The organism is Kitasatospora sp. NPDC092039, from assembly GCF_044756065.1.
Classification (GTDB): domain Bacteria; phylum Actinomycetota; class Actinomycetes; order Streptomycetales; family Streptomycetaceae; genus Kitasatospora.
Genome location: NZ_JBIVSD010000031.1, coordinates 21373 through 45136 on the forward strand (window position 1 = coordinate 21373; position 23764 = coordinate 45136).

The 23764-nt window shown below is 74.8% G+C and carries 19 protein-coding genes; 16 read left to right on the plus strand and 3 right to left on the minus strand.

What is annotated here, in order from left to right; all coding sequences use genetic code 11:
- The first annotated feature begins 12 nt into the window (after positions 1-12).
- Entirely contained in the window at positions 13-1455 is a 1443-nt protein-coding gene (locus ACIQI7_RS36615) for an aldehyde dehydrogenase family protein (RefSeq protein ID WP_401118566.1), read from the plus strand.
- Between the two features lie 138 nt (positions 1456-1593).
- On the opposite strand, the gene ACIQI7_RS36620 is transcribed toward ACIQI7_RS36615, so the two are convergent.
- Entirely contained in the window at positions 1594-2262 is a 669-nt protein-coding gene (locus ACIQI7_RS36620; protein ID WP_401118568.1) for an NAD(P)-binding oxidoreductase, read from the minus strand.
- A gap of 69 nt (positions 2263-2331) precedes the next feature.
- Here ACIQI7_RS36620 and dxr point away from each other — a divergent pair, with 69 nt between their 5' ends.
- The 5 genes from dxr to ACIQI7_RS36645 all read left to right on the plus strand — a co-directional run bounded on the left by dxr (position 2332) and on the right by ACIQI7_RS36645 (position 8043).
- On the plus strand, positions 2332-3573 hold the full coding sequence (gene dxr, locus ACIQI7_RS36625; protein ID WP_401118571.1) for a 1-deoxy-D-xylulose-5-phosphate reductoisomerase: 1242 nt from the start codon (positions 2332-2334) through the stop codon (positions 3571-3573).
- Positions 3574-3653: 80 nt separating this feature from the next.
- On the plus strand, positions 3654-4958 hold the full coding sequence (locus tag ACIQI7_RS36630; RefSeq protein ID WP_401118573.1) for a M50 family metallopeptidase: 1305 nt from the start codon (positions 3654-3656) through the stop codon (positions 4956-4958).
- 142 nt (positions 4959-5100) lie between these two features.
- Positions 5101-6261, plus strand: coding sequence for a flavodoxin-dependent (E)-4-hydroxy-3-methylbut-2-enyl-diphosphate synthase (gene ispG, locus ACIQI7_RS36635; protein WP_387760262.1), 1161 nt, complete (start codon positions 5101-5103; stop codon positions 6259-6261).
- 205 nt (positions 6262-6466) lie between these two features.
- Positions 6467-7342 (plus strand): GNAT family N-acetyltransferase, encoded by an 876-nt coding sequence (locus ACIQI7_RS36640; RefSeq protein ID WP_401118645.1) that lies wholly within the window; start codon positions 6467-6469, stop codon positions 7340-7342.
- Between the two features lie 113 nt (positions 7343-7455).
- On the plus strand, positions 7456-8043 hold the full coding sequence (locus ACIQI7_RS36645) for a GNAT family N-acetyltransferase (RefSeq protein WP_401118576.1): 588 nt from the start codon (positions 7456-7458) through the stop codon (positions 8041-8043).
- On the opposite strand, the gene ACIQI7_RS36650 is transcribed toward ACIQI7_RS36645, so the two are convergent.
- Together ACIQI7_RS36650 and ACIQI7_RS36655 are read right to left on the minus strand one after the other, a co-directional pair.
- Positions 8040-8957: an aminoglycoside phosphotransferase family protein gene (locus tag ACIQI7_RS36650; protein ID WP_401118578.1), complete on the minus strand. Its 918-nt coding sequence runs from the start codon at positions 8955-8957 to the stop codon at positions 8040-8042. The genes ACIQI7_RS36645 and ACIQI7_RS36650 overlap by 4 nt on opposite strands.
- A gap of 112 nt (positions 8958-9069) precedes the next feature.
- A complete protein-coding gene (locus ACIQI7_RS36655) occupies positions 9070-9996 on the minus strand; it encodes a ferritin-like domain-containing protein (protein ID WP_401118647.1) in 927 nt (308 codons plus the stop codon).
- Positions 9997-10278: 282 nt separating this feature from the next.
- Between ACIQI7_RS36655 and rimP the strand changes: the two genes are divergently transcribed.
- The 10 genes from rimP (at position 10279) to ACIQI7_RS36705 (ending at position 23592) form a co-directional block, all read left to right on the plus strand.
- A complete protein-coding gene (gene rimP / locus ACIQI7_RS36660; RefSeq protein ID WP_401118581.1) occupies positions 10279-10815 on the plus strand; it encodes a ribosome maturation factor RimP in 537 nt (178 codons plus the stop codon).
- Positions 10816-10870: 55 nt separating this feature from the next.
- Positions 10871-11872, plus strand: coding sequence for a transcription termination factor NusA (nusA, locus tag ACIQI7_RS36665; RefSeq protein ID WP_387760269.1), 1002 nt, complete (start codon positions 10871-10873; stop codon positions 11870-11872).
- Between the two features lie 75 nt (positions 11873-11947).
- On the plus strand, positions 11948-12241 hold the full coding sequence (locus ACIQI7_RS36670) for a YlxR family protein (RefSeq protein WP_401118584.1): 294 nt from the start codon (positions 11948-11950) through the stop codon (positions 12239-12241).
- 229 nt (positions 12242-12470) lie between these two features.
- Positions 12471-15584 (plus strand): translation initiation factor IF-2, encoded by a 3114-nt coding sequence (gene infB / locus ACIQI7_RS36675; RefSeq protein ID WP_401118587.1) that lies wholly within the window; start codon positions 12471-12473, stop codon positions 15582-15584.
- A 151-nt stretch (positions 15585-15735) separates the two neighbouring features.
- Positions 15736-16032 (plus strand): DUF503 domain-containing protein, encoded by a 297-nt coding sequence (locus ACIQI7_RS36680; RefSeq protein ID WP_401118590.1) that lies wholly within the window; start codon positions 15736-15738, stop codon positions 16030-16032.
- 153 nt (positions 16033-16185) lie between these two features.
- The gene (rbfA, locus tag ACIQI7_RS36685) at positions 16186-16626 is read left to right on the plus strand and encodes a 30S ribosome-binding factor RbfA (RefSeq protein ID WP_207812580.1); all 441 of its coding nucleotides are present in this window, start codon (positions 16186-16188) and stop codon (positions 16624-16626) included.
- A 2-nt stretch (positions 16627-16628) separates the two neighbouring features.
- On the plus strand, positions 16629-17732 hold the full coding sequence (locus tag ACIQI7_RS36690) for a bifunctional oligoribonuclease/PAP phosphatase NrnA (protein WP_401118593.1): 1104 nt from the start codon (positions 16629-16631) through the stop codon (positions 17730-17732).
- Between the two features lie 35 nt (positions 17733-17767).
- Entirely contained in the window at positions 17768-18697 is a 930-nt protein-coding gene (truB, locus tag ACIQI7_RS36695; RefSeq protein ID WP_401118595.1) for a tRNA pseudouridine(55) synthase TruB, read from the plus strand.
- A gap of 192 nt (positions 18698-18889) precedes the next feature.
- Positions 18890-22582, plus strand: coding sequence for a serine protease (locus tag ACIQI7_RS36700; protein ID WP_401118598.1), 3693 nt, complete (start codon positions 18890-18892; stop codon positions 22580-22582).
- A 65-nt stretch (positions 22583-22647) separates the two neighbouring features.
- Complete coding sequence (locus ACIQI7_RS36705) at positions 22648-23592, plus strand: bifunctional riboflavin kinase/FAD synthetase (RefSeq protein ID WP_401118600.1); 945 nt, start codon at positions 22648-22650, stop codon at positions 23590-23592.
- Positions 23593-23764: the final 172 nt, after the last annotated feature.

Consider the following 23764-nt stretch of genomic DNA (forward strand, 5'->3'; position numbering starts at 1 on the left):
GCCGGTACCACGGTGACCACCACGTACGATTTCTGGCTCGCCGGCCGCCGGGCGAGCGGCGACGCCGACTTCGAGGTGCACAACAGCTGGGACGGCCGTCTGGTCGGCAAGGTGAGCATCCCGACCGAGGCCCAGGTCGAGGAGGCGCTGGACGCCGCCGTCGCCGCGCTGCCGGTGTTCGCCGCCACCCCGGCGCACCAGCGTGCCGGCGCCCTGGACCACGTGGCCAAGCGGCTGGCCGAGCGCACCGAGGAGCTCGCCCAGCTGGTCAGCGCCGAGAACGGCAAGCCGATCAAGTGGGCCCGCGGTGAGATCGGCCGCGCGGTGTCGGTGTTCCGCTGGGCCGCCGAGGAGGCGCGCCGCACCAACGGCGAGACCATGCGGCTGGACACCGACCCGGGCGGCGTGGGCCGTTTCGCGGTGGTGCGCCGCTTCCCGCGCGGTGTGGTGCTGGGGATCGCCCCGTTCAACTTCCCGCTGAACCTGGTCGCCCACAAGGTCGCCCCGGCGATCGCGGTCGGCGCCCCGATCATCCTGAAGCCGGCTCCGGCGACGCCGCTGTCGGCGATGGTGCTGGGCGAGATCCTGGCCGAGACCGACCTGCCGGCCGGCTCCTGGTCGATCCTGACCGTGCCGAACGACCGGATGCCGGCCCTGGTGCAGGACGAGCGCCTGCCGGTGATCTCCTTCACCGGTTCGGACAAGGTCGGCTACCAGATCATGGACTCGGTGCCGCGCAAGCACTGCACCCTGGAGCTCGGCGGCAACGCCGCGGCCGTGGTGCTCGCCGACTGGTCCTCGGAGGCCGACCTGGACTGGGCGGCCACCCGGATCGCGATGTTCGCCAACTACCAGGGCGGCCAGTCCTGCATCTCGGTGCAGCGGGTCATCGCCGACGCCTCGGTGTACGACGCGCTGGCGGAGAAGGTCGTCGCCAAGGTCAAGGCGCAGGTCACCGGTGACCCGAGCGACGACGCGACCGACGTCGGCCCGCTGATCGACGAGAACGCCGCGAAGCGCGTCGAGTCCTGGGTCGAGGACGCGGTCGCCAAGGGCGCCAAGGTGCTCGCCGGCGGTACCCGCGAGGGCGCGACCTACGCCCCGACCGTGCTGGCCGACCTGCCCGGGGACGCCATCCTGGCCAAGGCCGAGGTGTTCGGCCCGGTGCTGTCGCTGCACAAGGTGGACGGCGTGGACGAGGCCTTCGCGGCCGTCAACGACTCGGCGTTCGGCCTCCAGGCGGGCGTGTTCACCCACGACCTCCAGACCGCCTTCCGCGCCCACCGGGAGCTGGAGGTCGGCGGTGTGATCATCGGCGACGCGCCGTCCTACCGCGCCGACCAGATGCCGTACGGCGGCGTCAAGGACTCCGGTGTCGGCCGTGAGGGCGTCAAGTACGCGATGGACGACTACACCGTCGAGAAGGTCATGGTCCTGACCGGCCTCGACCTCTGAGCGGTGCCGTAGTGACGCCGTAGCGGTGCGATGGCAGCGCTACGGCAGTAGCGGGAGGGCCCGGTTCACCGAACCGGGCCCTCCTCGCATCCGCGCCCTCCCCGCATCCCCCGTGCGCCTCGTGCGCCCCGCGCCGGCTCAGCCGTCGTGCCCGGCGGCCGCGGCGACCGCCTCCTCGACGGTGGCGTTCCCGGCGACCAGCTCCAGCGTCAGTCCGGCCGTGCCGGATTCGTGCAGCAGCGCGGCCAGGACGGCGGCCACGTCGGCCCGGTCCACCGCGCCGCGGTCGACCGAGGGGGCCAGCCGGACCAGGCCGGTGCCGGGGCCGTCGGTGAGCCGCCCGGGGCGCAGCACCGTCCAGTCCAGAGCGGTCCGGGCGCGGACGGCGTCGTCGGCGGCGCCCTTGGCCCGCAGGTAGGTCTCGAAGACCTCGTCGGCGGGGTGGCGCGCCTCGGCGTCGGCGGCCATCGCCGAGACCATCAGGTACCGGCGGACCCCGGCGAGTTCGGCGGCGTCGGCGAGCAGGACGGCGGCGTCCCGGTCGACGGTGTTCTTGCGGGCGGCGCCGCTGCCCGGTCCGGCGCCGGCGGCGAAGACCACCGCGTCGGCACCGGTCAGCAGCCCGGCGAGCTGCGGAGCGGTGGCGGCCTCCAGGTCGAGCAGCAGCGGCTCGGCGCCGGCGTCGACGAGGTCCCGGGCCTGCTCGGGGCGGCGGATGATCCCGGCGGGCCGCTCGCCGCGGGCGGCGAGCAGCCGTTCCAGCTGGAGCGCGATCTGTCCGTGGCCCCCGGCGATGACGGTACGCATGGTTCCGACGGTAGTCCGAAGGGCCGGAGGTCGTCCTGGGGAGCGCCGCGCACAGGACACAATGGGCGCATGACTTCGCTCGCCCACCCGCAGCTGCGCTTCACGCCCACCGTGGCGGTCCCCTCCGGCCCCCGGGAGCTGGTGATCCTGGGTTCCACCGGTTCGATCGGCACCCAGGCCGTCGACGTGGTGCTCCGCAACCCGGACCGCTTCCGGGTGGTCGCCCTGTCGGCGGCCGGCGGCCGGGTGGAGCTGCTCGCCGAGCAGGCGGTGCGGCTGGGCGTGCACACCGTGGCGGTGGCGGATCCGGCGGCCGAGCCGGCGCTGCGCGAGGCGCTGGCCGCGAAGGCGGCGGGCCGTCCGCTGCCGACCGTCCTGGTGGGCCCGGACGCGGCGACCGAGCTGGCCGCGCTGGAGTGCCACTCGGTGCTGAACGGCATCACCGGTTCGATCGGCCTGCGGCCGACGCTGGCCGCGCTGGCGGCGGGCCGGGTGCTGGTGCTGGCCAACAAGGAGTCGCTGATCGTCGGCGGTCCGCTGGTGAAGGCGGTGGCGAAGCCGGGCCAGATCGTGCCGGTGGACTCCGAGCACGCCGCGCTGTTCCAGGCCCTGGCCGGCGGCACCCGGGCGGAGGTGCGCAAGCTGGTGGTGACGGCCAGCGGCGGCCCGTTCCGCGACCGCACCCGTGAGCAGCTGGCCGGGGTGACCCCGCAGGACGCGCTGGCGCACCCGACCTGGGCGATGGGCCCGGTCGTCACGATCAACTCGGCCACCCTGGTGAACAAGGGCCTGGAGGTGATCGAGGCGCACCTGCTGTACGACGTGCCGTTCGACCGGATCGAGGTCGTGGTCCATCCGCAGTCGGTGGTGCACTCGATGGTCGAGTTCACCGACGGTTCGACCCTGGCCCAGGCCAGCCCGCCGGACATGCGGATGCCGATCGCGCTGGGCCTGGGCTGGCCGGACCGGGTGCCGGACGCCGCCCCCGCCTGCGACTGGACCAAGGCCGCCACCTGGGAGTTCTTCCCGCTGGACGACGAGGCCTTCCCGGCGGTCGAGCTGGCCCGGGAGGTGGGCACCCTGGGCGGCACCAACCCGGCGGTCTTCAACGCGGCCAACGAGGAGTGCGTGGAGGCGTTCCTGAAGGGCCGCCTCGCCTTCACCGGAATCGTGGACACTGTTGCCAAGGTCGTGGCCGAGCACGGCGGGCGGGACGGCGGTCCGGCGTCGGGAACTTCCCTGACGGTGGAGGACGTCCTGCACGCGGAGGACTGGGCGCGCGCCCGGGCCCGCGAGCTGGCGGCCGGTTGACCACCGGGCGACGGCCGGGCGACGGCCATGATTGCGGTAGGACGAGACGATGAGCGGAGCGGCATGACGGAGGACCAGCGGTGGCAACGGTTTTGACGGTGGTCGGCATCCTGGTCTTCGTCATCGGGCTGCTGATCTCGATCGCCTGGCACGAGCTCGGCCACCTCTCCACGGCCAAGCTGTTCGGCATCCGGGTGCCGCAGTACATGGTCGGCTTCGGCCCGACCCTCTGGTCGCGCCGGAAGGGCGAGACCGAGTACGGCATCAAGGCGATCCCGTTCGGCGGGTACATCCGGATGATCGGGATGTTCCCGCCGGGCGATGACGGCCGGATCACCAAGCGCAGCAGTTCGCCCTGGCGCACCATGATCGAGGACGCCCGCGAGGCCTCCTACGAGGAGCTCCAGGAGGGTGACGAGAGCCGGCTCTTCTACACCCGCAAGCCGTGGAAGCGCATGATCGTCATGTTCGCCGGGCCGTTCATGAACCTGGTCCTGGCGTTCGGGCTCTTCCTGACCGTCATGATGGGCTTCGGCGTCCAGATGAGCGTGCCGACGGTCAAGACCGTCGCCCAGTGCGTGGTCAAGGCGGGCCAGCCGACCGACAGCTGCCCGGAGGGCGCCCCGCAGACGCCGGCCGCCCAGGCCGGGCTGAAGGCGGGCGACCGGATCCTCTCCTTCGACGGCGACCGGATCCGCACCTACGACCAGCTCCAGGAGGACATCCGCAGGTCGGCCGGCCGGACGGTGCCGGTGGTGGTCGAGCGGGACGGGCAGCAGCAGACCCTCACCCCGACCATCGCGGTCAACGACGTCCAGAAGTACGACGACGACAACGTCCCGCTCAAGGGCCAGACCGTCCAGGCCGGGTTCCTCGGATTCACTCCGGCGAGTGGTGTGGTCCAGCTCGGTTTCGGGCAGTCGCTCGACCGGATGTACGACATGGCCGAGAACGGGGTGAAGTCGCTGATCGCCCTGCCCGGCAAGATCCCCGGGCTGTGGAACGCGGTCGTCGGCGACGCCCCGCGCGACCCGGACTCGCCGATCGGCATGGTCGGCGCCGCCCGGGTCAGCGGCGAGGTCATCTCGCTCGACATCCCGGCCACCCAGCGGATCGCCGTCTTCGTGAACCTGCTCGCCGGGATCAACCTGTCGCTCTTCCTCTTCAACATGCTGCCGCTGCTCCCGCTGGACGGCGGGCACATCGCCGGCGCCGCCTGGGAGGCGGTCCGCCGCCGCTTCGCACAACTGTTCCGGCGGCCCGACCCGGGCCCGTTCGACGTCGCCAGGCTGATGCCGGTGGCGTACGTGGTGGCCAGCGTCTTCATCGGCTTCACACTGCTGGTGATGGTCGCCGACCTGGTGAACCCGGTGAAGATCGGCTAGGACGTTCGGGTACGGCGGGTGTGCTGGGCGCCGTTGCGGTGCCGTACCGTGGAGGCCGGGTGCGCGATCACAGCGCGCCCGGCCTCGGCCGTGTCACGGCCGGGCGGTCGACCACACCTCAACCCCGGGGAACCCTGCGCACATGACCGCGATCTCGCTCGGTATTCCGTCCCTGCCGCTCAAGCCGCTGGCCAAGCGCCGTTACTCCCGGCAGATCATGGTCGGCAACGTGCCGGTCGGCGGCGACGCCCCGGTCTCGGTGCAGTCGATGACCACCACCGTGACCTCGGACATCAACGCCACCCTCCAGCAGATCGCCCAGCTCACCGCGTCCGGCTGCCAGATCGTCCGGGTCGCCGTGCCCTCGCAGGACGACGCCGACGCGCTGCCGATCATCGCCAAGAAGTCGCAGATCCCGGTCATCGCGGACATCCACTTCCAGCCGAAGTACGTCTTCGCGGCGATCGACGCCGGCTGTGCGGCGGTGCGCGTGAACCCGGGCAACATCAAGGCCTTCGACGACAAGGTCGGCGAGATCGCCAAGGCCGCCAAGGACGCGGGCGTCCCGATCCGGATCGGCGTCAACGCCGGCTCGCTGGACAAGCGCCTGATGGAGAAGTACGGCCGGGCCACCCCGGAGGCGCTGGTCGAGTCGGCGCTGTGGGAGTGCTCGCTGTTCGAGGAGCACGACTTCCGCGATATCAAGATCTCGGTCAAGCACAACGACCCGGTCGTGATGATCAACGCCTACCGCCAGCTCGCCGCCGCGTGCGACTACCCGCTGCACCTCGGCGTGACCGAGGCCGGGCCGGCCTTCCAGGGCACCATCAAGTCGGCGGTCGCCTTCGGCGCGCTGCTGGCCGAGGGCATCGGCGACACCATCCGGGTCTCGCTCTCCGCCCCGCCGGCCGAGGAGATCAAGGTCGGCAACCAGATCCTGGAGTCGCTCGGGCTGCGCGAGCGCGGCCTGGAGATCGTCTCCTGCCCGTCCTGCGGGCGCGCCCAGGTGGACGTCTACAAGCTCGCGGAGGAGGTCACCGCCGGGCTGGAGGGCATGGAGGTGCCGCTGCGGGTGGCCGTCATGGGCTGCGTCGTGAACGGCCCGGGCGAGGCCCGCGAGGCCGACCTCGGGGTCGCCTCCGGCAACGGCAAGGGTCAGATCTTCGTCAAGGGCGAGGTCATCAAGACCGTCCCGGAGTCGAAGATCGTCGAGACCCTGATCGAGGAGGCGCTCAAGCTCGCCGAGCAGATGCAGGAGGCGGGCGTCGAGGCGGGCTCGCCGACCGTGGTCGCGGGGGAGTGACCGGTCGCGGGGGGCGAACCCCCGCGTAGCGTGTTCCGGCAGCCGTGGGTTGCCCTGACCGTGCGGAACGCCCGCGCGGTGATTTCCGGAAGCGGGGCCGTCCGTTCGCGGACGGCCCCGCGGCCGTAGCCGGGTGGGGCCACGGAGTAGGGTGCGGCCAGAGTCGTCTCAGTGAGGTGCTGTCTCGATGCTCGATCGAGGTGTGATGCTCCCGAGCTCCTTCCAGGCCGCCCGGGCCCTGGCCACCACCCGCGTGCTGGAGCCGCCGGACCTCCCGGGCGCCCTGGAGATCCTCCACCGCGACCCGGTCGCCAACGCGTTCGTCGCGACCAGGGTCGAGGCCGTCGGGCTGGACCCGTGGCGGCTCGGCGGGGAGCTGTGGGGCTGGTACGACGCGGACGGGGTGCTGGACGCGCTCTGCTACGCCGGGGCGAACCTGGTCCTGGTCAACGCCGGGCCGGTGGCGGTCGCGGCGTTCGCCGAGCGGGCCCGCCGGCAGGGACGGCGCTGCTCCTCGATCGTCGGGCCGGCGGCGGCCACCGCGGCCTTCTGGGCGCTGCTGGAGCGCAGTTGGGGGCCGGCCCGGGAAGTGCGGGCGCACCAGCCGCTGTTGGCGACCTCGGTGCCGTCGGCGGAGATCGCGCCGGACCCGCTGGTGCGCAGGGTGCGGCGGGACGAGGTCGAGACGCTGATGCCGGCGTGCGTGGCGATGTTCACCGAGGAGGTGGGGGTGTCGCCGCTGGCGGGGGACGGCGGGCTGCTCTACCAGGCCCGGGTGGCCGAACTCGTCTCCACCGGGCGGTCGTTCGCGCGGTTCGACGAGGACGGTCAGGTCGTCTTCAAGGCGGAGATCGGGGCGGTGACGGAGGGGGCCTGCCAGATCCAGGGGGTCTGGGTCGCTCCGGAGCACCGGGGGCGGGGGCTCTCCGAGACGGGGATGGCGGCGGTCCTGGACGTCGCGTTGCGGGAGGTGGCGCCGGTGGTGTCGCTGTACGTCAACGACTTCAACCTGCGGGCCCGGGCCGCGTACCGGCGGGTGGGCTTCCAGGAGGTCGGGGCGTTCATGAGCGTGCTGTTCTGAGCGTGCTGCCCCGGCGGCTCGCGGCGCTGTTCCGCGCGGGTCCGGCAAGCTGCGCGAAGCGCTGTTGGGATCTTCGGCCGCGCCGCGGGGCCGCTGGTAGTAACGTCCGGAGCATGGATCAGCTGACCGGGGTGACGATCGAGGCCATCGACCTTGCGGCCTGGGCGCCGCAGGCGCTGGAGGTCCAGGCGGTGGCGTTCGGGCTGACGCCCGAGGAGGTCGCGGTGCGGCTGCACATCGTGGGGCGGCACGCCCAGCAGCCGGGGGTGATCGCGCTCGGGGCGATGAGCGGCGGGCGGCTGGTCGGGTTCGGGTACGGGATGCCCAACCAGCGGGAGCACTGGTGGAGCACGGTGATCGAGCCCTACCTGGCCGCGGAGGGGCACGGGGACTGGCTGGACGGGGTGTTCGCCGTCACCGAGCTGCACGTGCTGCCGGAGTTCCAGGGGCAGGGGGTCGGTTCTCGGCTCATCCGGACGCTGTGCGAGCGGTCGGGACTCGACCGGAGCATCCTGTCGGCGATCGACGCGGAGACGCCGGCGCGGCGGCTGTACCGCGGGCTGGGGTACCGGGACCTGGCGCGGGCCGTGCGGTTCCCGGCGACGGACCGGCTGTACGCGGTGATGGGGGCCCGGCTGCCCCTGCGGGGGGCCGGGGCCTGGAGCGCGCCTGCGGGCGAGGGCCAAGGGGCTTCGGGCTAGAGGGAGTTGGCGAACTCGAGGTACAGCTCGGCGTCCTCGCGGCGGTCCGCGCCGAGGGCGCGGAGGGCGAGGTCGACGGCGCGGAAGAGGGTCCAGCCGCGGAGGCGGTCCTGGTCGACCTCCAGGGCCTCGGAGAGCCGGCCCAGCCGGCGGCGGACGGCGGCGGGGGCGCCGGGGGAGCCGAGCAGGGTGTCGGCGCGGTCCAGGGCCAGGCGGGCCAGGTCGTAGGCGCGTTCGCCGGCGAGCGGGCGCGGGTCGATCGCCAGCCAGGGGGCGCGGTCGGCGGCCAGGACGTTGCCGTGGTGGAAGTCGCCGTGCAGCAGGAAGGACTCGGTGGCGGAGCCGGCCAGGTCGCGGGCGGTGTCCAGGGCCTCGGCGACCAGGTGCCGTGCTTCGGCGGCCGCCGGGTGGGAGCGTTCCGCGAGCCGGGCGGCGGTGGCGATCCGCTGGGCGGGGGCCGGGAACGGATGGCCCTCGGGGAGTTCCGTCCAGAGGCGGTGCAGCAGGCTGGTGGCCTCCAGCATGGCCTTGGGCTCGGCGAGGGAGCGCAGCGGGATCTCGCCGTGGAGGCGTTCGAGCAGCAGGACGCCTTCGGCGGGGACGGCGTCGAGGAGCAGAACGGCGCCCCGGCCCGCCCAGTGGGTGAGGGCGGTGTGCTCGTGGGCGGTCTCGGGGGTGGGCAGGCCGATCTTGAGGACGGCGGGGGAGAGGTCGTCGCGGTGGACGTACGCGACGAGGCTCAGGCTGCCGCCGGGGTCGAGGACCCGTTCCAGGGTGAGGTTCCGGGCGGCGAGGTGGGTGGCGGCCCGGGCTGGGAGGGTGGCCAGCCACCGGCGGGCGACGTCGCCGTGGGCGGCGGTGACGGTGTTCGTCAGCCGGCTGGGGACGGTGATGGTGGGTTCGGCTCCCGACATGGGTCCATTGTCGGGGTTTGGGGCGGGGCGGGCGTGCGGGCTTCGCCCCGCGCGTCCGCCGGGGCCCGGGGTCAGTCGGTGCGGGCCCTTCGGTCAGCCGGCGGGGCCCGGGTCAGCCGGGGAGGCCCGGGAAGGGGGTGGCCGGGGCGCCCCAGTGGCGGGCCCGGAGGGCGGCTTCGCGCAGGGCGGTGGCGGCGGAGGGGCGGTAAGGGGCGGGGAGCGCGGTGACCAGGTCGGCGTAGGCGGTGGTCAGCCGGGTCTCCAGGTGGACGGCGAGCTTCGCGGCGTCGGCGGGCGAGGCGACCGGGAACGGGAGCTGGTAGCCGCCGGCGGCGGGGGTGGGGGCGGCGGTGGAGGAGGTGAGGAGGCGCTGCCAGGCGTCGCGTTGGGCCAGGTGGGCGGCGTGGGTGGTGCGGGCGTCGGCGCGCTGGGGGTCGTCGGGGAGGTGGGCGCCGACCACGCCGTAGCCGTAGACGGCGGCGTGTTCGGCGCCGAGGGCGGTCTGCAGGGCGGGGACGGCGGAGGTCCTGGCGGCGGGGGTGGCCTCGGTACGGCCGTCGGGGGTTCTGACCGGGGTCGGGTCGCCGAGGGCCGCGGCGTGCAGGGCGTTGGAGGCGGAGACGGCGGCGAGCAGCCGGGCGAGGGACGGGCTGACCTCGTCGAGGCCGTTGAGGCGGGACTCGGCGGTCCGGCGTTCCATGAGGGCCAGCTCGGGGAGGGTGGGCAGGGAGCGGACCGGGGTGCCGGTGGGCGAGGGGCTCGCCGTCGGCAGGCCCTGGGCGAGGGCGGCGCGGTGCTGGGCGGTGTCGTCGCGCAGGGGCTGGAGGAGGGCCGTCTGGGCGCCCGGGACGGTGAGCAGGTTGTCGTAGGCGCCGAGCAGCAGATCGGTGTCGGCGACCGCGCGGAGCCGGGCGGGGGCGTCCGGGTCGCGGGTCGGGGCGGGGCCGGCCGGGCGGGTGCCGCGGGGGTCGGCGGTGCAGGCGGTGAGGGCGGTGAGCAGTCCGAGGGCCAGGAGGGTCCGTCGGCTGTGCGGCTGCATCGGGGTCACTCCGGGCGGGTACGGGAGGACGGCCTCCCCGCTGCCCTCGTTGGCGTGAATGATTACAGAATCCCCACGTTCCCGGGCCTGGTTCGCCGGATGCCGTGCCGGGTGTGAGCTTGCTCGCAGTGGGTGGCGTGGGGGCGGTGGGCGGCGGTCCGGAATCGGTGGTTGGGGGCTTGACCGGATAGGCTTTGGGCCGAGCTGCCGTGATCCGGTGTGGCACCGGGGGCGCGGAGCGACCTTCTGACAACAGCAGACGCGGCCGAGGAGTCCACCCGGATGAGCACCACCCACACCGACCGGCTGCGAGCGTTGCTGGAGCCGCTGGCCGAACAGGCCGGCCTGGACCTGGAGGACGTCAGGGTCACCAGGGCGGGCAGCCGCCGGCAGGTGCAGATCGACGTCGACACCGACGGCGGTGTGGACATGGACGCCATCGCCGAGTTCAGCCGGGTGGTCGGTGCGGCCCTGGACGAGTCGGACCTGATGGGGGACGACGCGTACCTGCTGGAGGTCGGCTCGCCGGGTGCGGAGCGTCCGCTGGTCCTGCCCCGGCACTGGCAGCGCGCCGAGGGCCGGCTGGCCCGGATCCACCTGGTGGACGGCGGGGAGATCGTCGCCCGGGTGCTGGAGGCCGACGAGGACGGCGCCCTGGTCGAGGTGCAGCCGGTGAAGGGCCGCGGCCGCCCGAAGGAGCGTCGTCTGGCGTACGCGGAGGTCGACCGGGCGCGCGTCCAGGTCGAGTTCAACCGCAAGGACGACGAGCTCCTGGACGAGGCCGCGGACTTCGACGAGGGGGAGGACGGCGCCGAGTGACCCCCGGGTGCCGTACGACCATGACGAACGTGACGAAAGACGAGGAGGCGTAGCCGTGGACATCGACATGAGTGCCCTGCGCACGCTGGTCAACGAGAAGAACATCCCCTTCGACCTGCTGGTCGAGTCCATCGAGTCCGCCCTCCTCACCGCGTACCACCGCACCGAGGGCTCGCGCCGCCGGGCCCGGGTGCACCTGGACCGCAAGAGCGGCCACGTCACCGTGTGGGCCATGGAGGACCCGGCGGAGCTGGAGGAGGGCGTCGAGCCGAAGGAGTTCGACGACACTCCGAACGGCTTCGGCCGGATCGCGTCCAGCATCGGCATCCAGGTGATGATGCAGCGCCTGCGCGACGCCGCCGACGACCAGACCTTCGGCGAGTACGCGGGCAAGGAGGGCGACATCGTCACCGGTGTCGTCCAGCAGGGCAACGACCCGAAGAACGTGCTGGTCGACATCGGCAAGCTGGAGGCCATCCTGCCGCCGCAGGAGCAGGTCCCGGGCGAGGACTACCGGCACGGCACCCGGCTGAAGTGCTACGTGGTGGCCGTGCGCCGGGGTGTGCGCGGCGCTTCGGTGACGCTGTCGCGCACCCACCCGAGCCTGGTGAAGAAGCTGTTCGCGCTGGAGGTCCCGGAGATCGCGGACGGCAGCGTGGAGATCGCGGCGATCGCCCGCGAGGCCGGCCACCGGACCAAGATCGCGGTCTGGTCGCGCCGCCAGGGCCTGAACGCCAAGGGCGCCTGCATCGGCCCGATGGGCTCCCGGGTGCGCGCGGTGATGGGCGAGCTGCACGGCGAGAAGATCGACATCGTCGACTGGTCGGAGGACCCCCGGGAGATGGTGGCCGCCGCCCTGTCCCCCGCACGGGTGACCAGCGTGGAGATCGTGGACGCCGCCCAGCGCTCCGCCCGGGTGATCGTGCCGGACTACCAGCTGTCGCTGGCGATCGGCAAGGAGGGGCAGAACGCCCGCCTGGCCGCGCGTCTGACCGGTTGGCGGATCGACATCCGGCCGGACACCGAGGGCCAGTCCGAGGAATCGCAGGCCCGGTAATCAGTGTTGTCCAGGGTGTCCCCGTCGGTCCTCCGGGACCGACGGGCGGCGCCATGTCGCCTCGGAGGGGTAGACTTGCCTTCGTCTGGCCGGACGCATGTCCGAGCACGCCCGGAGCGCACCTGCGTGGGCTGCCGCAAGCGCGCGGCCAAGCACCAGCTGTTGCGTGTCACGGCGGTCGAGGGCGAGTGCGTCCCTGATCCCCGTGGCGCACTCCCGGGCCGGGGCGCTCACCTGCACCCCGATCCGGCCTGCCTCGACCTCGCGGTCCGCCGTCGGGCGTTCCCCCGGGCCTTCCGGCTCCAGGGCGCGCTCGACACGGAGCGGCTCCGCGGGTTCATCGGGGAGCGGGTGGGCGAAGCCCCCTAGCAGGGCCGCCTCCCGCGACGGCCGCCGCTCGCGCGGCGGAGAACCACCGCAACAAGCACAGCGTTCGGGCAGCCGCGCGCCGTGCCACCAGTCAGGTACCTCGCGATGTGGAAGTAGGTCGAGATTGCGATGAGCACTCGATGAGTACGCGATGAGTACGCGATGGGTACGCCCATGAAGTAGCGACAGTCCGGCGGACGAGACCCCCGGACTCATAGACAGGAGTGAAGTGGCTAAGGTCCGGGTTTATGAACTCGCCAAGGAGCTTGGCTTGGAGAGCAAGGCCGTCATGGCCAAGCTCACCGAGCTCGGTGAGTTCGTTCGTTCGGCGTCCTCGACGATCGAGGCGCCGGTCGTGCGCAAGTTGACTGACGCGCTTGGTGTGGCCCCCACTGGTGGCTCCGCTGCCAAGCCGGGCCCGCGGAAGACCGCGGCGCCCTCCCCCGCCGCCGGCTCGGGTGCCCCGAAGCCGGGGGCTCCGACTCCGGGTCCGCGCCCCGCCGCGGCGCCTGGTCCCCGTCCGACCCCGGCTGCCGCCGCGCCTTCCGCGCCGGCCGCCCCCGCCGCCCCGAAGCCGGGCGCGCCGACCCCGGGCCCGCGCCCGGCCGCGCGTCCCGCCGCCCAGGCGGCCCCGGCCGCGCCCGCGGCCGAGTTCTCCTCGCCGGCCCCGGCCGGCGACGCCCCGCGTCCGTCCACCCAGGCCCCGCGCCCGGGTGGCCAGGCCTCCGGCGGCGCCCGTCCGGGCCCGCGTCCGGCCGGCCCGCGTCCGGGCAACAACCCGTTCACCTCGGGTAGCGCCACCGGCATGGGCCGTCCCGGCGACCGCCGTCAGGGCGGTCAGGGCGGTGCCCCGCGTCCGGGCGGTGCCCAGGGCGGCGGCGCTCCGCGTCCGGGCGGCGACCGTCCGCGTCCGGCCGGTGCCCCCGGTGCCGGTGCGCCGCGTCCGGGCGGCGACCGTCCGCGTCCGGCCGGTGCCCCCGGTGCCGGTGCGCCGCGTCCCGGTGGCGACCGTCCGCGTCCGGCCGGTGCCCCCGGTGCCGGTGCCCCCCGTCCGGGTGGTGCTCCGCGTCCCGACGGCATGCCCCGTCCGGCCGCGCCGCGTCCCGGCGGTCCGACCCCGTCCGGCATGCCGCGCCCGAACCCGGGCATGATGCCGCAGCGTCCGGCCGGCCCGCGTCCGGGTCCGGGTGGCCGTGGTCCGGGTGGCCCCGGCGGCCGTCCGGGTGGTCCGGGTGCCGGTGGCGCCCGTCCCGGCTTCCAGGGTCGTCCGGCCGGTCCGGGCTCGCGTCCGGCCGGTGGCGGCGGCTTCGGCGGCCCGCGTCCCGGTGGCGGTGCCCCCGGTGGCGGCGGCGGCTTCGGCCCGCGTCCCGGCGGCTTCGGCGGTCGTCCCGGCGGCCCGGGTGCCCGTGGTGGCACGCAGGGCGCCTTCGGTCGTGGCCCGGGCGGTCGCCCGGCGCGCGGCCGCAAGTCGAAGCGGGCGAAGCGCCAGGAGTACGAGGCCATGCAGGCCCCGTCCGTCGGCGGTGTGATGCTGCCCCGCGGCAACGGCCAGACCGTTCGCCTGTCGAGCGGCGCCTCGCTGATGGACTTCGCGGAGAAGATCAACGCCAACCCGGCCGCGCTCGTCTCCGTCATGTTCAACCTCGGTGAGATGGTCACCGCGACGCAGTCGGTCTCCGACGCCACGCTGCAGCTGCTGGCGGACGAGATGGGCTTCGTCCTGGAGATCGTCAGCCGGGACGACGAGGACCGCGAGCTGCTGGAGTCGTTCGACATCGACTTCGGTGCCAACGAGGGCGACGAGGACCAGCTGGCCCCGCGCCCGCCGGTCGTCACCGTCATGGGTCACGTCGACCACGGTAAGACCCGCCTGCTGGACGCGATCCGCAAGTCCAACGTGGTGGCCGGCGAGGCCGGTGGCATCACCCAGCACATCGGTGCCTACCAGGTGGCGACGATCGTGAACGGCGAAGAGCGCCCGATCACCTTCCTCGACACCCCGGGTCACGAGGCGTTCTCCGCCATGCGTGCCCGTGGTGCCAAGTCCACCGACATCGCGATCCTGGTGGTCGCGGCCAACGACGGTGTCATGCCGCAGACGGTCGAGGCGCTGAACCACGCCAAGGCCGCCGGTGTGCCGATCGTGGTCGCCGTCAACAAGATCGACGTCGAGGGCGCCGACCCGACCAAGGTCCGCGGTCAGCTGACCGAGTTCGGTCTGGTGGCCGAGGAGTACGGCGGCGACACCATGTTCGTCGACATCTCCGCGCGCCAGGGTCTCAACATCGACCAGCTGCTGGAGGCCGTGGTCCTGACCGCGGACGCCTCGCTCGACCTGCGGGCCAACCCCGAGCAGGACGCGCAGGGTATCGCCATCGAGGCCCACCTCGACAAGGGCCGCGGCGCCATGGCGACCGTCCTCGTGCAGCGCGGTACCCTCCGCGTCGGCGACTCGATCGTGGTCGGCGACGCCTACGGCCGCGTCCGCGCGATGCTGGACGAGAACGGCAACAGCCTCGCCGAGGCCGGCCCGTCCCGCCCGGTGCTGCTGCTCGGTCTGACCTCGGTGCCCCGCGCCGGCGACAGCTTCATCGTCGTCGACGAGGACCGCACCGCCCGCCAGATCGCCGAGAAGCGCTCGGCCCGCGACCGCAACGCCGCCTTCGCGCAGCGTCGGGTCCGGGTGTCCCTGGAGGACCTGGACAAGGCCATCGCCGCCGGCTCCATCGAGCAGCTCAACCTCATCATCAAGGGTGACGTCTCCGGTTCGGTCGAGGCCCTCGAGGACGCCCTCGTCAAGCTGGACGTGGGCGAGGAGGTCGAGCTCCGGGTCCTGCACCGCGGTGTGGGTGCCATCACCGAGTCCGACGTGGACCTGGCGATGGGCTCGGACGCCATCATCATCGGCTTCAACGTGCGCGCCGAAGGCCGTGCGCGCACCGCGGCCGAGAAGGAAGGCGTGGACGTCCGGTACTACTCGGTCATCTACCAGGCGATCGAGGAGATCGAGAACGCCCTCAAGGGCATGCTCAAGCCGGAGTACGAGGAGGTGCGCCTCGGCGCCGCGGAGATCCGCGAGGTCTTCCGCTCCTCCAAGTTCGGCAACATCGCCGGTGTCCTGGTCCGCGACGGCATCATCCGCCGCAACGCCAAGGCCCGCCTGCTGCGCGACGGCAAGGTCGTGGCGGAGAACCTCTCCATCGAGGGCCTGCGCCGCTTCAAGGACGACGCGACCGAGGTCCGCGAGGGCTTCGAGGCCGGTGTCACCCTGGGGTCGTTCAACGACATCAAGGTCGACGACATCATCGAGACCTACGAGATGCGCGAGAAGCCGCGCGCCTAGTCGGTGTCAGCCGGGGCCGGTCGACGGGTGGTATTTCCGTCGACCGGCCCCGGTCTCGCTGTGTAGGGTCCGGGAGTAGTCAGACACAACGGCGTCAGCCCGGTTCCGGGCTGCTCCCCGAGGCCTTCCAGGTCGGCGAGACCTGTCATACATGTTCGTGGGAACACTCACCTTCGACCTGCTGCTGGGCGACGTCCACTCGCTCAAGGAGAAGCGTTCGATCGTGCGGCCCATCGTGGCCGAACTGCAGCGCAAGTACAGCGTGTGCGCTGCCGAGACCGGGAACCAGGACCTGCACCGCCGGGCCGAGATCGGCCTCGCGGTGGTGGCCGGCGAAGCCGGGTACGTCACCGAGGTCCTGGACAGCTGTGAGCGGTTGGTCGCCGGCCGCCCCGAGGTGCAGCTCCTCTCCACGAGGAGGCGGTACCACAACGACGACGACGAATGAGGACCGTGGAGCCGGCCGACGGAAGTCGCCGTTCTCACACGGATCAGGACCGAGAGCGCCCGCAAGGCCGGGCGCGGGCCGGTACTTTGGGGCGTGGGCCCCGACGGGTGCGCAGCTCGCCCGGGTACCGGGCCCACTGCACGAGGAGGCAACGTGACCGACACCGCAAGGGCGCGCAAGCTCGCCGACCGCATCCAGGTGGTCGTCGCCCAGACCCTGGAGCGGCGGATCAAGGACCCCCGGCTGGGGTTCGTGACCATCACCGACACCCGGGTGACCGGAGACCTGCGCGAGGCCACCGTCTTCTACACCGTCTTCGGTGACGAGACCGAGCGCGAGGCCACCGCGGCCGCGCTGGAGAGCGCCAAGGGCGTGATCCGCTCCGAGGTCGGCAAGATCGGGGTGCGCTTCACCCCGACGCTGACCTTCGTCGCGGACGCGCTGCCGGACAACGCCCGGAACATCGACGACCTGCTCGACCGGGCCCGCACCTCGGACGCCGCCGTGCGCACCCAGGCCGCGGGGGCGAGCTACGCCGGCGACGCGGACCCGTACCGGGTTCCGGCGTCCGAGCGTGACGACGAGGACGAGTAGTCATGGCGGGTGAGCCGGCGCGGGCCGCCTCGCGAGCCGGATCGACCACGGGGGCGTCCTCCACCAGCACGGTGGAGGGTGCCCTCGCGGCGCTCCCGGCCCCGCGCAGCGAGGAGAGCGGGTTCGAGCTGGTCTGGCAGCGGGTGGTGGCGGAGATCGGGCGGGCCCGTTCGATCGACCTGATCTGCCACATCTGCCCGGACGGCGACGCCTTGGGCTCCTCGCTGGCGGCTGCGCTGGCGCTGCGCGCGCTCGGCAAGCAGGTGCGGGTGTCCTTCGGCGACGACCCGCAGATCGTGCCGGAGTCGCTGGCCTTCCTGCCCGGCCAGGAGCTGATCGTGCCGGCCGCCGAGGTGCCGGACCAGCCCGAGCTGGTGCTCTGCTTCGACGTGGCCGCGGAGAGCCGGCTCGGCCTGCTGCACGACAAGGCCTTCGCCGCGCCCGTGCTGGTGGTGTTCGACCACCACGCCTCCAACCCGGGCTTCGGCACCCACCAGTTGATCGACCCGACCGCGCCGGCCACCGCCGTGCTGGTCGACGAACTGCTGCGCCGGCTCGGCGTCGAGCTCGACCAGGAGCTGGCCACCTGCCTCTACACCGGTGTCGCCACCGACACCGGGTCGTTCAAGTACCGGGCCACCACGCCCGCCACCCACGAGCTGGCGGGCCGGCTGCTGGCCACCGGCATCCGGCACGACCTGATCTCCCGGCAGCTGTGGGACACCTCCTCGTTCGGGTACCTCAAGGTGCTCGCGGGCGCGCTCGACCGGGCCGTCTACGAGCCGGAGGCGGCGGACGGGCTGGGCCTGGTGTGGACCTGGGTGCCGTACCAGGACCTCGCGCTGTTCAGCGTCACGGTCGAGGAGATCGAGGGACTGATCGACGTCCTGCGCCGCCCGGCCGAGGCCGAGGTGGCGCTGGTGCTCAAGCAGGACCCGGACGGCACGCTGCGCGGCTCCTCGCGGTCCAAGGGCGCGGTGGACGTCGCCGCGGCCTGCGCCGAGCTGGGCGGCGGGGGGCACGTCTTCGCGGCCGGATTCAGCGTCCGCGAGGAGGTGGCCGCGGTGGTCGAGCGGTTCCGGGGCGCCCTGCGCCCGGTACGTTGATCGTCTCTGCTGATGTTGTTGAGAGAAAGAACCCGATGAAGCGCAAAGGCACCGGCCCGGACGGCCTGGTGATCGTCGACAAGCCCGAGGGCATCACCTCGCACGGGGTCGTCGCCAAGCTGCGGTGGCTGGCCGGGACCCGGAAGGTCGGGCACGCCGGCACCCTGGACCCGATGGCCACCGGCGTGCTGGTGATCGGCGTCGAGCGGGCCACCCGGCTGCTCGGCCACCTGATGCTCACCGCCAAGACCTACGAGGCGACCATCCGGCTCGGCCAGACCACCGTCACCGACGACCGCGAGGGCGAGGTCACCTCCTCGGCCCCGGCCGACGCCGTCACCCGGGAGGCCGTCGACGTCGGGATCGCGGCGCTCACCGGCGAGATCATGCAGGTGCCGTCCAAGGTCAGCGCGATCAAGATCGACGGCAAGCGCTCGTACGCGCGGGTGCGCGAGGGCGAGGAGTTCGAGCTCGCCGCCCGGCCGACCACGATCCACTCCTTCACCGTGCACGGGCAGCGCGCGGCGGTCGCCGAGGACGGCACGCCGGTGCTCGACCTGGACGTCACCGTCGAGTGCTCCTCCGGCACCTACATCCGGGCGCTGGCCCGGGACCTGGGCGCCTCACTGGGCGTCGGCGGGCACCTGACCGCGCTGCGCCGCACCAAGGTCGGGCCGTACGGGGTGGAGTCGGCACACACCCTGGAGCAGCTGGAGGCCGCGGTCACCGGCGAGTCCCCGGAGGGGCTGCAGGTGCTGCCGATCGGGCAGGCCGCGGCGGCCGCCTTCCCGCGCTGGGACCTGGACGAGGCCTCGGCGCAGAAGCTGTCGCACGGCTCCCGGCTGAAGGCGCCCGGGAGGGGCGTGGACGGGCCGATCGCGGTGTTCGGGCCGGACGGGCGCTTCCTCGCGCTGGTCGAGGAGAAGGGCGGGCAGGCGAAGCCGGTCGCGGTCTTCGTCGGCTGACGGCCCCGCCGCTGTCCGGAGCCCCCGTCGGGAGTCATCCCGACGGGGGCTCCGCCGTTCCCGGAGGCGTTTCACCCGTGCGAGGGGGCGCGCGGGGTGAACGCCCGTGGTGAGCGGCGCGGGCGCGGTCGGGGCGCCGCCCCGGCGGGCAGGTTCCCGGCGGCGGGCGAGCGACGGCCGAAGGGGCGCGAGATGCCGGGGTTTCCGGAGGGCGATCCGGGGCGGTACCTGCTGCGGATCCGCGACCTCGACGGGCGGCTGCACGGCTTGGGCTTCGTCGCCGACCCGCAGGGGGCCGTGCTGACGGCGCACGAGAGCGTCGCCGGGCTGGAACGGATCGTCCTGGACACCCCCGGCGGGCAGCGCACGGTGCTCGGCCCGGACGCCGTGCTGCCGCTGCCCGGGCACGGACTCGCGCTGCTGCGCACCGGGGCGGCCGGCGGGCTGCCGGTGCCCCCGCTGCCGCTGGCCGCCGTCGCGACCGGGCCGGAGGTGCTGCTGCCCGCGCTGGCCGCGGAGGACGGGCGGGTGGTCGCGCTGCGCTGCGGGCTGCTCGGGGTCACCGGCGCGGCGTACGGCGGGCACCGGCTGGGCGGGGTGCTGCTGCTGGACGTGCCGGTGGTCGGCGGGGTCGCGGTGCCGGCCGGCTCGCCGGTGCTGGACGCCCGCAGCGGGGCGGTGGTCGCACTGGCCGCGCCCGCCGTGCGCGGGCCCTGGCACGGCGGGGCGCTGCCGGCCGTGGCGGTGGGTGCCGCGGCGGCCGGAACGGGCCCCGCGGACGGGACGCGGGCCGCCGAGGCACTGGCCGAGCTGCTGGCGCGCGACGCGGCGGCGGTGCCCGGCCACGGCCCGGCGCTCGACCTGGCCGGGGTGCTGCGGCTGGCCGCCGCCCAGGTGTCGGCCGCCGGCGCGGGACCGGGCCGGGTGGCCCGGCTGGCCGCCGACCGGGCGGACCGGCCGGACGGCCTGACCGGGGAGGAGCCGGCCGCGACCGTCACCGTGCTGGTCGGCGCCCCCGGCAGCGGGCGCACCACCGAACTGGCCGCGCTGGCCGTCCGTCGGCACGGCGGCGCCCGGCCGCTGCCCACCCTCTGGCTGCGCGGCGCCGACCTGCGCGCCGGGGACCGCTCGCTCGCCGAGCCGGTGGAGCGGGCACTGGCCGCCGCGGCGGCCGGCCTCGGCACCCCGGCGCCCGCGGCCGAACCGGTGGCGGCGCTGTGCGCGGCGGCCGGCCGTCCGCTGCTGGTGGTCCTGGACGGCCCCGAGGAGGCCCCGCTGCCGGTGGACGCGCGCTGGCTGCGCGGCGCCGGCCAGTGGCTGACCGGCTGCGGGGCCCGGCTGGTCACCGCCTGCGGGGAGGAGCTCTGGGAGCGGCTCGCGGCCGAGACCTGGGGCGGCGGCGCCCCCGGCCCCCGCCGGACGGCGGAGCCGCACCCGGACGGCGACCTGAGCAGCGCGCCCACCGTGCGGATGGACGGCCGCGGCCCGGGCGGGCCGAGCCTGGCCGGGCACCGGCTCGGCCCGCTGCCCCCCGAGGCGGCCGAGCGGGTGCGCCGCCGGTACGGCCTGCCCCCGGGGCGCCCGGTCGCCGCCGAGGACGCCCGGCACCCGCTGGCCGTCCGGCTGGCCGGGGAGCTGTGGGCCGAGGGGCTGTGGGCCGGAGGGCCGCACGACGGGCCGGTGCGCCGGGGCGACCTGTTCGAGGCCTTCCTGGACCTGCGCTGCCTGCGGGTGGCCCAGCGACTGGAGGACGCCCGGCCGCGCCGCCCGGGTGCCCACCGGAGGGGCGCGGCGCGGCCGGTCGGGCCCAGGCACCGGCGGGTGCGCCGGCTCGCGGCGGCGGTCGCCGGGCGGGTGCACGAGGCGGCCCGGCGGATGCTCGGCGGCCCGTCGGGCGGGGGGCTGGACCGGACGGTCTTCGAGGAGCTGTTCCCGGCCGAGGGCGGCTGGGCCGCGGCGGTGCTCGCCGAGGGCCTGTTCGTCCCGGCCGGGCCCGGATTCCGCTTCGCGCACGGGGAGTTCGCGGACTGGCTGCAGGGCCGGCACCTGGACCTGGACGCGGCGCTGCGGCAGCTGCTCGGCGAGGCCGAGGACACCCCGCCCCGGCCCGCAGACGAGGTCGAGGAGCCGGGCGGCCATCGGGCGGGGGACCCGGGCGGCCATCGGGCGGGGGAGCCGGCCGCCGGAGCGAACGCCGTCGCCCGGCACCGGGTCGGCCCGGTCGCCGCCGCACTGCGCCGGGTGGCCGAGACCGGGGGCGCCGGCGCCCTGGACCCGTGGCTGCACCGGATCCGGCGCGCCCTTAACCTGCGCCCGCCGGGCAGCGAACCCGCCTGGTGGGCGGCCCGGCTGCTCACCGCGGGCCTCGCCGCCAGCCCGGACCCGGCCGAACACCTGGCGCTGCTCGACCAGTTGGCCGACCGGATCGCCGAACGGGCCGGCGCGGCGGGCGCGGTGGCGCTCCCGGCGGCTGGGCTCGGCCGCTTCGGCCCGGCCTTCTGGACCGGCCTGGGCCTGCCCGCCGAGGCCGAACTCGCCCTGCTGCGCCGCCTGGTGGTCGCCGACGGCCCGGGGCAGCGCTTCCTCGCCGTGGTGGCCGAGCGGCTGCGCGCCGACCCCGTCGCAGTCTTCCCGCTGCTCTGCGCCTGGTTCGAGGACCCGCGCGGCCTGCCGGGCCGCCCCGGACGCACCGTGGCCGGCCTCGCCCACGACCTGCTGTACGCCCACCGGCGGCTCGCCCTGGACGAGTTGGCCGACGCGCTGGCCGCCGCCGCGCACCCGGCGGCGGACGCGCTGCTCACCGTGCTCGCCGCCGAGGAGCCGTCCGCGCTCTGCCGGGCGGTGGACCGCTGGAGCCACGACCGGCGGCCCGAACGGCACGTCGCGGCCGCCGTGCACGCGCTGCGGACCGCCCCGTACGCCTCCGGTGCCGGGGCCGAGCTGCTGCGGTACACCGCGCTGACGCTGCTCGCCCGTGAGGACGAGCCCGGCCTGCACGGGGCCGCGCTGGCGCTGCTGGTCGCCGATCCGGCGACCAGGGCCGAGCACCTGCCGGCCGCGCTCGCCCGGCTCCGGGCGGGCGGCGACGCCTTCCTCACCCCGCGGGCGCTCGCCCCGGCCCTGGAGAGCGACCCGGAGGCCGTCCTGGCCGCGCTCGCCGACCGGTCGGCCGCCCCCGGTGCGGCCCCCGCCGAGACGCTGCGGGTGCTCGCCGACGCCACCGCCCCGGTGGCCGTCCGGCGGGGCGCCGAGCTGGCCGCCCGGCTGCTGCGCATCCACCCGGTGCCGGCCGGTCCGGTCGCCGTCGACTACCTCGGCCGCCGGCTGGGACGCGCCGCCGGCGTCCACCCGGCCGACCGGACGGAGCTGCGGGCGCTGCTCGACGCCGCGCTGGCCACTCGCAGCGCGGCCGTCCGGCGGCCGTTCGCCGAGGTGCTGTCCGTCCCGGTGGCCGACCCGGCGGCGGACGCGCTGCGCTGCGAGCTGCTGGACGCCCTGCTCGCCGCCGAGGCCGACCCGGTGGTGCTGACCGCCGTGGTGGAGCGGCTGGCCGAGCACTGCGCGGCCGAGAACCCGGCCCGGGCCCGGGCGGTGCTGGCCCGGGCCACCCCGGGCCTGCCGGGCGCGGACGAGCTCCTGGTGCGCTGCGCCGGGCGGTCGGCGGCCTTCGCCCGGTTGCTCGCCCGGTGGCCGTCCGGGGCCGCGCCGACCGCTCCGGACGGCCCCCGGCCGGCCCGGATGCGGGCCCTGGCGGCGGCCGGACGGGATCCGTGGTACGCCGCCGCCGGGGCCGATCGGACGGTGTCCGGGCGGCCCGCGGGGGCCTCGGTGCGCTCAACCCGTATTCCGGTGCCTGAGCCGGGGCAGGCGCATGGCACGCTATAGGGGTTCGGGTTTTGAGCGTTTGAGCGTACAGAGGGTACGCGCCGTACGGAACAAGGAGCGGTCAGGTGCAGCGCTGGCGTGGCCTGGAGGAGATCCCCGGTGACTGGGGACGCAGCGTCGTCACCATCGGCTCGTTCGACGGGGTGCACCGCGGGCATCAGCTGATCATCGGGCGGGCGGTCGAGCGGGCCCGCGAACTCGGCATCCCGTCGGTCGTGGTGACCTTCGACCCGCACCCGCGCGAGGTCATCCGCCCGGGGAGCCACCCGCCGCTGCTCGCGCCGCACCCGCGCCGCGCCGAGCTGATCGCGGAGCTGGGCGTGGACGCGGTGCTGGTGCTGCCGTTCACCACCGAGTTCTCCAAGGAGTCCCCGGAGACCTTCGTCCGGCAGGTGCTGGTGGACGCGCTGCACGCGCGGGTCGTCATCGAGGGCCCCAACTTCCGCTTCGGACACCGGGCCGCGGGGGACGTCGCGCTGCTCGGCGAGCTGGGCCGGGCGGACGACTTCGAGGTGGAGGTCGTCGACCTCCAGGTGTGCGGCACGGCCGGGGACGGCCAGCCGTTCTCCTCCAGCCTGACCCGCCGGCTGGTGGAGACCGGGGACATGGCCGGAGCCAACGAGGTGCTGGGCCGCCCGCACCGGGTCGAGGGCGTGGTGGTGCGCGGCGCGCAGCGCGGCCGCGAGCTGGGCTACCCGACCGCCAACGTCGAGACCGTGCCGCACAGCGCGGTCCCGGCCGACGGCGTGTACGCGGGCTGGCTGACCGCGGACGGCGAGCGGATGCCGGCGGCGATCTCGGTCGGCACCAACCCGACCTTCGACGGCACCGCCCGCACCGTGGAGGCGTACGCCATCGACCGGGTCGGCCTGGACCTGTACGGGCTGCACGTGGCCGTGGACTTCCTGGCCTACCTGCGCGGGATGGAGAAGTTCGACTCCATCGACGCGCTGCTGGACCGGATGGCCGACGACGTCAAGCGGGCCCGCGAGCTGACCGACGGACTCTGAGCGACCGGGGCCGACCGACGGCGTCCGGCCGTCGGTTCCGGTCGCCGGGACGACGGAAGGGGCCCCCCCCCCCGGGGGGGGGGGGGCCCCCCCCGCCGGGCGCCGGGGGGGGGGGCGGCGGGGGGGGCCCGATCCCCCCCCCCCCCGCGGGGGCCGCGGGGCCCCCCGGGGC

Bases quoted from the DNA above. Each gene is read 5' to 3' on its own strand.
- ACIQI7_RS36620 (WP_401118568.1), bottom strand. From the start codon at position 2,262: ATGCGTACCGTCATCGCCGGGGGCCACGGACAGATCGCGCTCCAGCTG.
- dxr (WP_401118571.1), top strand. From the start codon at position 2,332: ATGACTTCGCTCGCCCACCCGCAGCTGCGCTTCACGCCCACCGTGGCG.
- ispG (WP_387760262.1), top strand. From the start codon at position 5,101: ATGACCGCGATCTCGCTCGGTATTCCGTCCCTGCCGCTCAAGCCGCTG.
- ACIQI7_RS36640 (WP_401118645.1), top strand. From the start codon at position 6,467: ATGCTCCCGAGCTCCTTCCAGGCCGCCCGGGCCCTGGCCACCACCCGC.
- ACIQI7_RS36645 (WP_401118576.1), top strand. From the start codon at position 7,456: ATGGATCAGCTGACCGGGGTGACGATCGAGGCCATCGACCTTGCGGCC.
- ACIQI7_RS36650 (WP_401118578.1), bottom strand. From the start codon at position 8,957: ATGTCGGGAGCCGAACCCACCATCACCGTCCCCAGCCGGCTGACGAAC.
- ACIQI7_RS36655 (WP_401118647.1), bottom strand. From the start codon at position 9,996: ATGCAGCCGCACAGCCGACGGACCCTCCTGGCCCTCGGACTGCTCACC.
- rimP (WP_401118581.1), top strand. From the start codon at position 10,279: ATGAGCACCACCCACACCGACCGGCTGCGAGCGTTGCTGGAGCCGCTG.
- ACIQI7_RS36680 (WP_401118590.1), top strand. From the start codon at position 15,736: ATGTTCGTGGGAACACTCACCTTCGACCTGCTGCTGGGCGACGTCCAC.
- ACIQI7_RS36690 (WP_401118593.1), top strand. From the start codon at position 16,629: ATGGCGGGTGAGCCGGCGCGGGCCGCCTCGCGAGCCGGATCGACCACG.
- truB (WP_401118595.1), top strand. From the start codon at position 17,768: ATGAAGCGCAAAGGCACCGGCCCGGACGGCCTGGTGATCGTCGACAAG.
- ACIQI7_RS36700 (WP_401118598.1), top strand. From the start codon at position 18,890: ATGCCGGGGTTTCCGGAGGGCGATCCGGGGCGGTACCTGCTGCGGATC.